The 11,940-nt window shown below is 69.9% G+C and carries 9 protein-coding genes, 1 tRNA gene and 1 pseudogene; 1 reads left to right on the forward strand and 10 read right to left on the reverse strand.

What is annotated here, in order from left to right; genetic code table 11:
• The 9 genes from D7W79_RS29865 to D7W79_RS44320 form a co-directional block, all read right to left on the reverse strand.
• Positions 1-1,562, reverse strand: a 1,562-nt coding sequence (locus D7W79_RS29865) for an AlkA N-terminal domain-containing protein (protein WP_244222042.1), incomplete at its 3' end; no start/stop codon positions are given.
• Between the two features lie 88 nt (positions 1,563-1,650).
• Entirely contained in the window at positions 1,651-2,091 is a 441-nt protein-coding gene (locus tag D7W79_RS46110; RefSeq protein ID WP_369127243.1) for a YHYH domain-containing protein, read from the reverse strand.
• Entirely contained in the window at positions 2,040-4,415 is a 2,376-nt protein-coding gene (locus D7W79_RS29875) for a DnaJ-like cysteine-rich domain-containing protein (RefSeq protein WP_120528778.1), read from the reverse strand. The genes D7W79_RS46110 and D7W79_RS29875 overlap by 52 nt, the downstream gene beginning before the upstream one ends.
• A 162-nt stretch (positions 4,416-4,577) precedes the next feature.
• A tRNA-Ile gene (locus tag D7W79_RS29880) sits at positions 4,578-4,651 on the reverse strand.
• 193 nt (positions 4,652-4,844) lie between these two features.
• On the reverse strand, positions 4,845-6,188 hold the full coding sequence (locus D7W79_RS29885; RefSeq protein ID WP_147442125.1) for a hypothetical protein: 1,344 nt from the start codon (positions 6,186-6,188) through the stop codon (positions 4,845-4,847).
• 250 nt (positions 6,189-6,438) lie between these two features.
• Positions 6,439-7,119 (reverse strand): MotA/TolQ/ExbB proton channel family protein, encoded by a 681-nt coding sequence (locus D7W79_RS29890; protein ID WP_120528780.1) that lies wholly within the window; start codon positions 7,117-7,119, stop codon positions 6,439-6,441.
• Positions 7,120-7,316: 197 nt separating this feature from the next.
• Positions 7,317-8,135, reverse strand: coding sequence for an SDR family NAD(P)-dependent oxidoreductase (locus D7W79_RS29895; protein ID WP_120528781.1), 819 nt, complete (start codon positions 8,133-8,135; stop codon positions 7,317-7,319).
• 111 nt (positions 8,136-8,246) lie between these two features.
• The gene (locus D7W79_RS29900; RefSeq protein WP_120528784.1) at positions 8,247-8,525 is read right to left on the reverse strand and encodes a hypothetical protein; all 279 of its coding nucleotides are present in this window, start codon (positions 8,523-8,525) and stop codon (positions 8,247-8,249) included.
• A 163-nt stretch (positions 8,526-8,688) separates the two neighbouring features.
• Positions 8,689-10,395, reverse strand: coding sequence for a serine/threonine-protein kinase (locus D7W79_RS44320; RefSeq protein ID WP_167497753.1), 1,707 nt, complete (start codon positions 10,393-10,395; stop codon positions 8,689-8,691).
• A gap of 175 nt (positions 10,396-10,570) precedes the next feature.
• Between D7W79_RS44320 and D7W79_RS29910 the strand changes: the two genes are divergently transcribed.
• Complete coding sequence (locus tag D7W79_RS29910; protein ID WP_120528785.1) at positions 10,571-11,485, forward strand: YihY/virulence factor BrkB family protein; 915 nt, start codon at positions 10,571-10,573, stop codon at positions 11,483-11,485.
• Between the two features lie 69 nt (positions 11,486-11,554).
• Here D7W79_RS29910 and D7W79_RS29915 read toward each other — a convergent pair.
• Positions 11,555-11,940: pseudogene (locus D7W79_RS29915) on the reverse strand (ArnT family glycosyltransferase); the annotation flags it as partial.

Consider the following 11,940-nt stretch of genomic DNA (forward strand, 5'->3'; position numbering starts at 1 on the left):
GAAGGAGGGGAGGCGGGGCGGGCATCGGTGCGTGAGGACCGCGCCCGGGTTCTGGTCGGAGAGGGCGCGTCCTGCCTGGGCTCACGGCCCTGGAGGGCCACCGAGGTCCAGAGGTGCTGGGCGGCATACGCGCGCCACGGGCTCCAGGCTTCGGCGCGTTGGAGGAGCGCTTCGGGCGTGGGACGCGGCCCCCCGGGTTCCGTCGCGGCGCGAAGCAGCGCGACGTCGGAGGCGGGAAAGGCATCCGTCTCCCGGACGGCGCGGAGGGCGATGTACTGGGCGGTCCATTCGCCGATGCCTGGCAGGCGCGTGAAGCGGGCGACGGTGTCCGCGAGCGACGGGCCGGGCTGGAACAGCGTGGGATCCGCCACGGCCGCCGCGGCGAGCTGGGAGAGCGCCCGGGCTCGAGCAGCCGGCATGCCCATGCCGGTGAGGTCCGCCGTGGCGAGGGCTTCGGGACGGGGGAAGGCGCGCAGGAGACGGGCATCGCCGGTGAGCGTCGGGTCCAGGTTTTCACCCTGCCTGTCCAGAAGCCGCTGCCCCAGCTGCCGCGCGGCGGTGGTCGTCACCTGCTGGCCCAGGATGGCGCGGACCGCCAGCTCGAAGCCGTCCCAGCCGCCCGGGGCGCGAAGGCCGGGCCGCGCGGCGAGCAGCGGCGCGAGCAGGGCATCCGCCGACAGGTGCGCGCGGATGGCCTCCACGTCCGCGCCCACGTCGAAGACGCGCCGGACCTGGGCGACGACGGAGGGGAGCATCCGCACGTCACTGACGCGCAGGGTGGCTCGCAGGGCGTCGAGCCCCGAAGCAGGGGACACCTCCACGGCCCCCTGGCCCCAGGCGTTCGTGAAGGTCCGCAGATAGCGGCCCGGCTCGACGTGCTCCATGCCGGTGAGAGCGCGCGCTGTCAGCCAGGTCACCAGCGCGTCCCAGTCGTAGGGGGGCCGGTACGGGATGAGGAGCGTCACCGTGGGAACGGCGGTGGCCGCGGGCGCCACGCGGGCCCGGCGCATGACGCCCGGGGGACGGCCGTAGAGCGACTGGAAGACGGCGTTGAAGCGCCGCACGCTGCCGAAGCCGGAGGCGAGGGCGACCTCGGCCATGGACAGGGACGTCTCATGGATGAGCTGGCGCGCGAAGAGCACGCGGCGCGTCTGGGCCACGGCGACTGGCGAGGCACCCAGGTGCTGCTGGAACAGCCTCCGCAGCTGCCGGTCCCCGACGCCGAGCCGGCCGGCCAGGACGTCGACGCTGGCGTCCTCGGCGTCGAGCAGGCCGTCCGCGATGAGGGCCAGGGCGCGCGAGACGGTGACGGAGGTGCCGCGCCAGGGCGCCAGGGAAGGAGAGGTCTCCGGCCGGCAGCGGAGGCAGGGCCGGAAGCCGGCCTCCTGGGCGGCGGCGGCGGTGGGGTAGAACGTGCAGTTCTCGAAGCGGGGCGCGCGGGCCGGGCAGATGGGGCGGCAGTAGATGCGCGTCGTCTTCACTGCGGTGAAGAACCGCCCGTCGAAGCGGGAGTCCCGCGTCGTCAACGCGCGGTAGCAGGCGGTGGGATCCAGGCCATCCATGAGGGGAAGGTCCCACGGCGGGCTCCGGATGTCTGGCCGTTTTCGGACGTGGACGTTCCGCCCCCGGGACGCAGGCCCTTCGGCCTGCCTACCACCTCACCGTCAGGGCGGTCGTCACACCCCGTTCGAGCGTCGCGGTGGTCTCATGGGAGTCCAGTGCGGCATGCTCCAGTCGCACCTGGACCGTCGTACTGTCGACGCGGACCACTGGTGTCGGGGACATCCCCACGAACTTGCCGTCAATCCACACCCGAGCGCGCGGAATGGCGATGACCTGGACGTGCGTGGGCGTCTCCGAGGGGGCACTCCAACCCCCTCCGCCGCCGCCTCCTCCGCCACCATGACAGTGATAGTCGCCCGTTCTCCGGTTGTTGTGACAGCCGGAGCTGTTGGTCCGTCCCGGATGCGCCCACGCAAGTGCTGAGCACACCAACCCGGCGACGACACTCATCCCCAGCACCACCTGCCTGCCGCGTCTCATGGCTCCACCCGTCCAATCTGCGCTTCCACCAAGGTACCGTCGTACCATCCCAGCAGGGCCGCATGCCGCCCGATGCGCACCGGGACGTGGGCCACGCCCGTGCCGGAATGCACCAGGTCCTTCGCGGAGAGCTCCAGTCCCGTGAAGCGCTTCACGGTCTGCTGAAGTGCCGCGGGTGACAGCCCCTGCAGACCATGCTTCGGCGTGGTGACATAGAGGCCGTGGGTCATGTGCTCATCCATGAAGAGGTATGTGAGCGTATCGGCGGGCGCGTCCACGACCCGGAACACATCGGAGCGATGCATTTCCAAGCCGTTCGGGCCCAGCAGTGCATGGGCGACCTCCACGGGCTCCCCGAGAGCGAAGCGGCCACGCAGCAACTCCTCCTTGCGGCCGAGCAGCTGGCTTCGCGCGGCGGTCAGCTCCGCGTCACCTTCGAACACGGAGAGCAGGGCGGCCGAGTCCGCGTCCGCGACCCGCAGCTCCCGCATCGCGAGGCCCAGGACGTTCGAACCATGCGTGGCCCGGTTCAGCCGGGTGAGCTCCGCGGCGCGGAAGGACGCAAGCGCCGTCCGGGCAGTCTCCCCTGGGTCCACCGCCGCGGCGCTGCGCAGCGCCAGGGCCCGGCACTGCACATTGCGGCCAGGGCATGCGTGTTCCTGAAGCAGATAGGCCCGCGCGAGAAGCGGCTCCGGGCGTTCGGAGGCGAACATGGGCGCCTTGATGCGTGTCAGCACCTGGATGGCGTTCGTGAACTCGCCCTTCTCCAGCTCGGCCTTGCCCTTCGCGACGCGGAGGTCCTCCAGCTTCGTCCGAAGCCCGTCCCTGATGAACGCAGGAGCCCTTTCAGACGACATGGCCGCCAGCTCCGCTTCCACCGGTTCCTCTTCACCACGCTCCATCGCGGACCGTGCCCAGGCCTCGCGCAGCTTCACGCACGCTGCCTCCAGAAGCTCGGTGCCCTTTCCGGAGCCCGCGTAATGGCGGATGAACTTCACGGCGTCGCGATTGTCCATGCCCTGGATGCGCGCGAGCACGAAGGCGTTCCGCGCCTCGATGTACTCGGGGCTGGATTCGCCGCTGGCCTCCAGCAGGTCCGCATGCAGCTCCGCTTCACGGAGCTGGCCCGCGGCCGTCAGGCGGGCCAGCTCCGGGACTGAAGGACGGATGAAGAGGAAGCATCCCGCGAAGACGAGCGCGCAGACCGCGGTGAGGCTGATGCCAATGCGGTCATGCCAGCGCGCGGGGGACTTCGCGCCCCCGGCGCGTCGACGGCGCAGCGCGGTCGCGGTCCACCACCAGGTCCCGGGCCAGAGTCCCATGACCGCCAACGCGGGGAGCAAGCCCTGCTCCGGCTCCGCGTAGAAAGCGTGCCGCCCGGTGAATGCTGAGAACAGGAAGGGCAGGGCGAAGAAGCCCGCCATGGCCACGCCCATCAGGGCTCCGACGCGCCTGTGGAACGCGGAGGTGTCGCGAGCGTCGGTGGGGCGGAGGTCGTGTCCCAACAGGTGGATGAACCCGGGCCTGCCCGCGAACTCGAAACCGACGGTGGCGGACGGGGCTTCAAAGACATCCAGTGTCTGGGAAAGGATTCGGCCTCGCAGCGGTTCGAGTTCGGGCTCCAGGGAGGACCGCGCGGCAAGGAAGCCCGCGGAAAGGGCCTGCTCGCCCAGCGCGGAGAGGGGCAGGGGACCTGGGTGCTCCACGGAGGCAAGGGTGCTCGCCCCCGGCCATTGGAGGGCCCGCTTTGAATCCTGCAACAGGCCCTTGTGCGCGGAGAGGGCCTTCGCCTCCGGCCACGTACGCACCTGGGTGCGTTCGACGGTCGACACCTTCAGCCACCGGCGAAGCGCCCCCGAGCTCCGGCAGGTGCGACAGCCCACCATGCCCTTCGTGCAGCGGATGCACTTCTTCGTGCCCTTTCCCCGGCACTCGGAGCAGTTCACCATCCGGTAGCTCTTGCGCGCCCGGCTCATCCGCCGGCCGGACCCACCGCAGCCGGAGCAGGCCGCACGCAGGGTGCCGCTGCACGTGGGGCACGTCACCTGTCCCGAGCCCTGGCAGCTCCCACACGCGGCGACGTGCGACGACTGCTCCGCCAGGGCCTCCGGAGATGCGCTCCACAGGTTCAGCGTGTCGAGCGAGACCGGCGGCGTGGCGCGGGAGCTCCGGGCCGTGTTCGTACCGCCCGCGTAGGCCTCCTCCGCCCAGGTGCCGGTGCGGACGGCATACCGGGTGACGAGCCGCCCGTAGCGGAGCATGGACGCGTCGACCCGGGTGATGAGGTCCGCAAAACCAAGGGGGCCCAGCCGCCAGCGGGCCCAGCGGACGGCCGCGGCCCGGGCCTTCGAGTCGATTTCCTCGTCCAGCATCTTGCGGACTCCCCCCGAAGCATGGGTGCTGCGCGTCGGGACAAGGGGAATCGGACCGTGCCGGGAGGGGACCTGACAATCCCCCGGAAGGGGGACGGGCGGGCGCCTCGGAATAAAAAAAGCCCCGGAATCACTTGGGAAAGTGACTCCGGGGCTGCTTGATGGCCAGGGTCAGACTTGAACTGACTACCTGCGGATTATGAGACCGCCGCTCTAACCAGGTGAGCTACCTGGCCGTGAAGCCCCGCCCGTATACCGGGCCAGGGCCGTGACCGCAAGAACTTCGGACGGGGCTCCCGGGCCCTCCTGACAGGGCCGCGGAAGGGTTCACCCGCCCACTTTCCGCTCCTGGACCGGCTGCCTGCCTGGGCGACAGGGGCTCCGGGAGCCGGGGGGACCTGGACGCCGGCCCAGGGGGGCACGACAGGGCTACTGGTAGCGAGCGACCCAGAGGCTGTCGCCATCCGCGGCGTTCTCAATCCACACCGCCGTTGCATGCCCATTGAGGTCGATGGCCCCCGTGATGGCGCCCACGACAGCTCCCGGCGCGGACCGCAGGGGTTCCGGGGCCCGGAAGTTGCCCGGGGCATAGAGGTAGCTCGCCCAGGCCGTGTGGTCGGACTGTGCCCAGAAGGCGACCTGGTCACCGGCCGGGTCGGAGGCGAGCACCGGAAATCCACCCAGCACCGTGCCTCCCAGCCGCGGGTTGTTCGGGTCGACGCTGCGGTCGAAGCGTGGACGGATGTCCCAGTCGTCCTTCGCCGAGACGTACACGCGCCCCTCGGCGGCCCCGGTGAGGGGCGGGGGATGGGGAAGGTACAGCCAGCCGGCCAGTGCATCGCCCGTGTTCGTCGCGATGACGATGGACGGGTTGAACATGCCTCCGTAATCGGAGATGTGCGAGTCGATGCGCTCGGAGGGCTGCCAGTCGTTGCGCTTACGGTCGTAGCGGCGTGAATCGATTCCCTGCATCAGCTGGCCGGTCAGCGTCGCGACGTGCTGTGGCCAGACGGCGATCGCGTTGCCCGCTGCGTCCATTGCGATGGCGGGCGTCGAGGCCGGGCCGTAGTTCGTCCGGCTCAGGGTGGAATCGGCACACCACTGGAACTTGTCGGCGTTGAACGAGGCGCCACGAATGGCCTGGGTCCCGCGGGCGTCCGCCTGCTGCCACTGCACGAGCGCGTTGCCGTTCGCGTCGAGGGCGGCGGCGGGCCAGAGAGACGGGGTGTCACGCGCCGAGTTGAGGGGCACCGGCGGCTGGATCCACCGGTTGCTGGCCACCGCGTAGCGCATGGCCATCACGCGGTGCTCGGCGGGCTTGCACAGCGTCTTGCAGAGCGTGGTCCAGACGAAGACCGCATCGCCCGTGGGGGACATCGCCAGACGCATGGTGGGGGTGTCGTCAACGGGGAACGTGAGCTGTAGCGAGGGGCTCCATTGGCCCGTCGCCGCCGAAAAGCGGCTTGCGAAGAAGGTGTTGCCAGCCGGGGCCTGCTGGAGCCAGACAGCGAGGGCATTTCCCTGCTCATCCGCGGCCAGATTGCTCCGGAGAAGGTTGCCGGGTTGGGATTGGAGCGGCTGTTCGGACGTCCATGTGTCGGACGTGGCGGCATAGCGCCTGGCGTAGAGCGCTGTGTAGTCATGGGGCGCGTTCTGGGTCGTGGCATGCGCGAAGATGGCGAATGCGCTCCCGGATGGGCCCGCCGCCACGCGCGTGTGCTCCCACGAAAGCGACGGCCCGGCGGAGAGCCGCTGGGGTTTGCTCCAGCTCATGATGTGCGAAGCCCCCGCGATCGGATCCCGCGGGGAGGGGGGCGTCCCCAGTGGGCAGGTCGCGCAGCCGAACTCACACAGGGCCAATCCCAGCACAAACAGCGAGACGCAACGGAAATGGAAGCTCATGTGGCTCGGGGAGGGAGGTGGCCAGCCCTGGATCTATTCCCAGGCCCCCCTGGCGGGTCAGTGTCCGCACGTCCCTACCGCGTGAGCAGAATGCAACGGCTGGGGCCGTGGGCCGTGCGGCTCACCGCACGGTGCCGCGCGTGCGCTTGAGGGCGCGGGACGCGGCATCGAGGAACTCGTTGCTCGCCTCGGAGAGGTCCACCGCTCGGGCGTCCACCCAGCCCTGCAAGGAGTTGTAGCCCATGACCGCGGGGATGGCGACGAGCAGGCCGAAGGCCGTGGTGACGAGCGCCTCGGAGATGCCCGTCGAGATGGTACCGATGCCGCCCGAATTCGCGGCGCCCATCTCCTGGAACGCGGTGACGATGCCAATGGTGGTGCCGAGCAGGCCCACGAAGGGGGCAGTGGAGCCCACGGTGGCGAGGTGGCCCAGGCCGCGCTTGAGGCTCTGGACCTCGCGCTGCGCCTGTCGTTCCAGGCTGCGCGCCACGGACTCCATGACCTCCTCACGACTGTCGGTGGCGGAGATGCGGTAGGCCGTCAGCCCCGCGCGGATGGTCCTCCCCAGGTAGCCCACATCCTTCTCCGTCTTCGCCTCGGCGGCGGCGTCGAAGTCGCCACTGGCGAGCATGGAGCCCAGCTGCGCGGCGTACCTGCGCGAGTAGCGGCGGGAAGCGCGGAAGACGATCGTGCGCTCGGCGAGGATGAGGAGGGACACCATCGACATCACGCCCATGGCGATGACGATGAGCTGTGCGACCGGACCCATGTGGGTCCACAGATCCGCGAGTGTGAAGTTCATGGCGGGAACGAGACGCGCCTCCGTGCGCGTGGGCCACGGAGTGGCCCCATGAGGGAACGGCGGGCAACGGGAACGGTGTCCAAGGTACGCAAGCGCATGGACGCGAGGGTGGGCCCACGTCCATGCGTTGGTCATCGTTCTGTCATTGCGTCCGTGGCCCGCGTGTTTCCCGCCAGCACAAAGGCGCTCCCCACGCCTCAGCCCTCGACGGGCCGGGTGAGGCCCAGCGCGTCCGCGTAGCTGTGCAGCCCGCGGATGTGATTGCCGCCGTCCACGGCGAGCGTGTCTCCAGTCATCCAGGACGCGAGGTCGCTGCAGAGGAACGACACCACCTTCGCCACGTCATCCGGCTCGCCCCACGTCTTCCCGAGCGGAGTGTGGGCGAGGAAGCCCTGCGCCATGGCGCCAGTCCCCAGGCCGGCCATCTCCGCCAGGGGGGTGCGGATGGCGCCCGGGGCCACGACATTCACCCGGATGCCGTAACGCCCCAGCTCCGAAGCCGCGGCCTTCGAGAAGTTCGCGAGCCCCGCCTTGGAGGCGCAGTAGTGGGACAGCCCGTCCGTCACCGCCGTCTGGTTCAATGAGGAGATGTTGACGATGGAGCCCGGCTGCTTCGCGGCGACGAGCGCCTTCGCGAGAGCCTGCGTGAACAGGAAGGGCCCCTTGAGGTTGATGGCCAGGACCTGGTCGAACTCCGCCTCGGGCAAGTCGAGCACCGTGCGGAGGGTGGCCGTTCCGGCGTTGTTCACCAGGATGCCCGGGAGGCCGAACTCACGCGTGGCGACTTCGAGCGCTCGCGCCACGTCCTCCGCGCGAACCACGTCTCCCGCGAAGGGCACGGCCCGGGTGCGTCCCTCCGCCGCCCGGTTGAGCTCCGCGGCGGCCGCCTCCAACTTCTCCGGTGTCCGCCCGAACAGCAGGACGTTGGCGCCGTCTCGCATGAGGCGCGCGGCGATTCCCAGACCGATGCCCTGTCCTGCTCCCGTCACGATGGCACTGCTCGACATCAGCTTCATGGTGTGGCCCCCAGCTCAGGTTCCAGTGAGGGCCACGACTTTACGCCGAGTGTGGGTCGCGCAGCATCGCGTCTGGGGCTTCTTACGGATGCTTCTGCCGACAGGCGTTACTCAAGGGCAGACGCAGGTGCCAGTACAACGGTAGTCAAGCGTGCAGGACGTGCCACAGGCCGCCACGCAGTTGGCCTCGGTGCCGTACCACCTGACGTAATTGCACGTCCACAGCCGCGAGCAGATGGCCTGCTGCGTGACGTTCCCCTCGGGGAGCTGCTCATCGACGGAGCCGGGCTCGGACACGGGGGCCTGCTCGGGTTCGTACGTGCCGCCGCAACCCGAAACAGAGACGGCAACGCCGACGAAGACAGCGACGAGAGAAAGGGGGATTCGCATGGGGACACTCCGGAGTTCCGCGAGGTGGAGTACAGCGGAGCCGTCCATAGCATACATACCGTGAGAGGCCTTCAGCTCGCGCAGCACGTCGTCGCGGTGCGTAATCCAGACGTCGTGACCCGCGTGGTGGATGGATCCGGTGAAAAGGCAATCCGCCCGGGGCTCAGCGTGAGCCCCCCGTGGAATCGCGGTCCATCTGGCGGAGCAGCGCCGCGGCCCGGGTCCGGACGCTGGCCATGGGGTGCTCGCGGGCCGCATCCTCCAGCGAGGGCACCGCGGCCTCGCCCAGGTCCTTGCGGAGGAAGTCCTCGCAGGCGCCGTGGAACCGGTCACTGACGAGGCAGCCGATGGCGTTCTGGATGACGACCGGCGCGTTGCGGTACGCGGCGTCATTGCGCAGCGCCGCCCGGTAGGCCGCTACGCCATCCACCCAGCGGAGGTTGTCGAAGTCGACGTTTCCCTCCAGGTAGCGGACGTAGGCGCTCGTCGGGTACTTCGCCGCCAGCTTCTTCAACGCCGCCAGGGCCGCGTCCCGTCGCTGCGCCTTGATCAACCGGTGGACCTCGTCGATGCCCGGGAGCTGCTCCACGACGGGCTGCCAGACCGTGGCGCCCGTCGGAGCCTCCGCCCGCGCTTCCTCACCCGCCGGGGCCTTGGGCGACGGGCGCTCCGAGGACACTGGCGCCGGGCCCGCGGACCTTGACGCCAACGCCCACCAGCCAAGGCCCACTGCGGCCAGGGAGAGCACCGCCGCGCCTCCCACCACCCGGCGCGAGCGGCTCCGGGCGGGCGGGGGCGTGATGGGGCCAGACCGGATCGTGGCCTCGGACTCGTCCTGGGGCTCCGGAGGGCGGGCTTCGGCCTGAAGATCCACCGGCGTCGCGCGGGGCTGCGCCCGGACGTTCCGGGTCGCGAGCACTTCCTCCCTGGGACGTGACGGCGTGGGCGAGGAGGAGCGCGGCATCGCCGGCCCATCGCCTGTCACGGGCGTTACGGGAAGCACCGCCGGACCCGCCCCGGCCCCTTCGAGCGCGGCCAGGAACTCCGTGGCGGACTGGAAGCGCTCTCCCGGGGCCTTCTCCATCGCCTTCGCCAGCGTCGCTTCGAGCTCCGCGGAGAAGCCCGCGTCAGGGGCGGCGTCGCGCAACCGGGGCGGCGTCACCTCGCGCTGCATGCGCAGCAGCTCCGCGTTGCTGGTGGCGTTGAAGGGCTTCTTCCCGGTGAGCAGCTCGTAGAGCAGCACGCCGGTGGCGTACAGGTCCGTGGGCGGACCCACCGGCTCGCCGTGGATCTGCTCCGGGGCCATGTAGGACGGCGTCCCCAGCATCATCCCGGAAGTGAGGCCCGTCACCTCGTCGCGCAGCTTGGCGAGCCCGAAGTCGAGGATGCGCACCTGCTCCCCGAGCCCCTCCGCGTGGGTGACGATGATGTTCTCGGGCTTGATGTCGCGGTGGATGATGCCCTGCGCGTGGGCATGGGCGAGGCCGGCGAGCACCTGCCGCACGGTGCCCAGGGCCCGGGCCGGGAGCAGGGGACCGTCGCGCAAGAGGCTCCGCAGGGTCTCTCCGGTGACGAAATCCATCACCATGAACGGCGAGTCCTGGTCCACGCCGAAGTCGATGACCGACACGCAGCAGGGATGGGTGAGGCGGCTCGTGGCGCGCGCCTCCACCTGGAAGCGCCTGCGGAACTCCTCGTCCCCGGCGGCCCAGGCGTGGAGGAACTTGATGGCGACGGGCTTGCCCACCTCCAGCCGCTCGCCCCGGTACACCATGCCCATGCCACCGGCGGCGAGCCGTTCGATGATGCGGTAGCGCTCCTGCAACACCGAGCCGATGCGGGGATCCGTCACGGCCGTGGGCTCATTCATGGGCGCGCACGATAACAAGGGGAGGCACTCCGATGCTCGAAACCCAATAGATGCCTGGCAGGTTCGCGTGGGAAGGGGTGGCGGGCTGTTGCGCGCGTCCACGGCCGTCACGATGACGGTGGGTGCGTCCTGTTCCATCCCAGCGTGCATGCCGCCGCAGGGGAGCGAGGGGTCGATGAGACAGCACCATGTCTGGCCACTGTTGAAGCAGACCCTGTCCGAGTGGTTGGACGACAACGTGCCCGCGCAGGCAGCGGCGCTCGCCTACTACACGCTGTTCTCCGTGGCGCCGATGCTCATCATCGCCATCGCCGTGGCGGGCCTCGTGTTCGGGCAGGAGGCGGCGCAGGGGGAGATCCAGAACCAGCTGCGGAGCCTCATCGGCGATGCGGGCGCGAAGGTCGTCGAGGACCTGGTGGCCAGCGCGAGCAAGCCCAGCTCGGGCATCCTCGCCACCGTCGTCGGCGTCCTCGTGAGCGCCTTCGCCGCCACCGGCGTCTTCGTCCAGCTCCAGGACTCGCTCAACACCATCTGGAAGGTGAAGAAGAAGCCGATGAACGGGTTGCTCGCCTTCGTGCGCCAGCGCCTGCTCTCCTTCGCGATGGTGCTGGGAATCGGCTTCCTGCTGCTCGTCTCGCTCGTGCTGAGCGCGGCGCTGGCTGCAGCCGGCACCTTCCTCATGGGCCTGATGCCCGGCTGGGAGACGGTCCTGCAGCTCGTGAACCTGGCCATCGCCTTCACCGTGACCACGGTGCTCTTCGCGATGATCTACAAGGTCCTGCCCGACACGCGCGTCGCCTGGAAGGACGTGTGGCTCGGCGCCGCGGTGACCAGCTTCCTCTTCAGCCTGGGCAAGCTCGGGATCGGCCTCTACCTGGGCAAGAGCAGCGTGTCCTCCTCGTACGGGGCCGCCGGCTCCTTCGCGGTGCTGCTGCTGTGGGTCTACTACTCCTCGCAGCTGCTCTTCCTCGGGGCGGAGTTCACCCAGGTGTACTCGCGCTGGCACGGCAGCCGGCACGCGGAGCGTCAGGCCGCACAGCCGCCTCAGTCCGAGAGCCAGGGGTCTCCGCCTGCCGGGCCATCCAGGTGAAGGTCGTATCCCGCGCACGCGGATGCCACCCTCGGGAGGGCTCCACGCGAGCGGCGGGCAGGGGGCGGCTCACTCGATGGTCACCAGCACGAACTTGTTGTTGATGTCCCGGTCGATGAGGGTGACGGCCTTGTCGGAACCCACCGCGCTTCGCAGCAGGTTCAGGCGGTTGTGCTCCACCAGCGCCCACTTGCGCCCCGGCCGCGACGCGAACTGGCGCATGCGCGTGTTGGCGTCGCCCGCGCGGAACTGCTCCACCGTGTTGCGCGAGTAGAACGTCTCCCCGCGCCAGTTCATCATGTACGCGACGATGGGCTCTCCCGCCTGACGCTGGTTGTAGTAGCGCCAGAACAGGTCGCGCTGCGTCCAGTGGTGGGACAGGTCCACCCAGTGGCCCCAGTTGAACCAGAGCGCGAACGCCGCGGCCAGGCCCCAGAACGTGCTGAACAGCAGCA

The organism is Corallococcus exercitus (assembly GCF_003611585.1).
Taxonomy (GTDB): Bacteria; Myxococcota; Myxococcia; order Myxococcales; family Myxococcaceae; genus Corallococcus; species Corallococcus exercitus.

Coding starts and splice junctions, on each gene's coding strand:
- D7W79_RS29900 (WP_120528784.1), bottom strand. CDS start 8,525: ATGCGAATCCCCCTTTCTCTCGTCGCTGTCTTCGTCGGCGTTGCCGTC.
- D7W79_RS44320 (WP_167497753.1), bottom strand. CDS start 10,395: ATGAATGAGCCCACGGCCGTGACGGATCCCCGCATCGGCTCGGTGTTG.
- D7W79_RS29910 (WP_120528785.1), top strand. CDS start 10,571: ATGAGACAGCACCATGTCTGGCCACTGTTGAAGCAGACCCTGTCCGAG.
- D7W79_RS29875 (WP_120528778.1), bottom strand. CDS start 4,415: ATGCTGGACGAGGAAATCGACTCGAAGGCCCGGGCCGCGGCCGTCCGC.
- D7W79_RS46110 (WP_369127243.1), bottom strand. CDS start 2,091: ATGGTACGACGGTACCTTGGTGGAAGCGCAGATTGGACGGGTGGAGCC.
- D7W79_RS29885 (WP_147442125.1), bottom strand. CDS start 6,188: ATGAGCTGGAGCAAACCCCAGCGGCTCTCCGCCGGGCCGTCGCTTTCG.
- D7W79_RS29890 (WP_120528780.1), bottom strand. CDS start 7,119: ATGAACTTCACACTCGCGGATCTGTGGACCCACATGGGTCCGGTCGCA.
- D7W79_RS29895 (WP_120528781.1), bottom strand. CDS start 8,135: ATGAAGCTGATGTCGAGCAGTGCCATCGTGACGGGAGCAGGACAGGGC.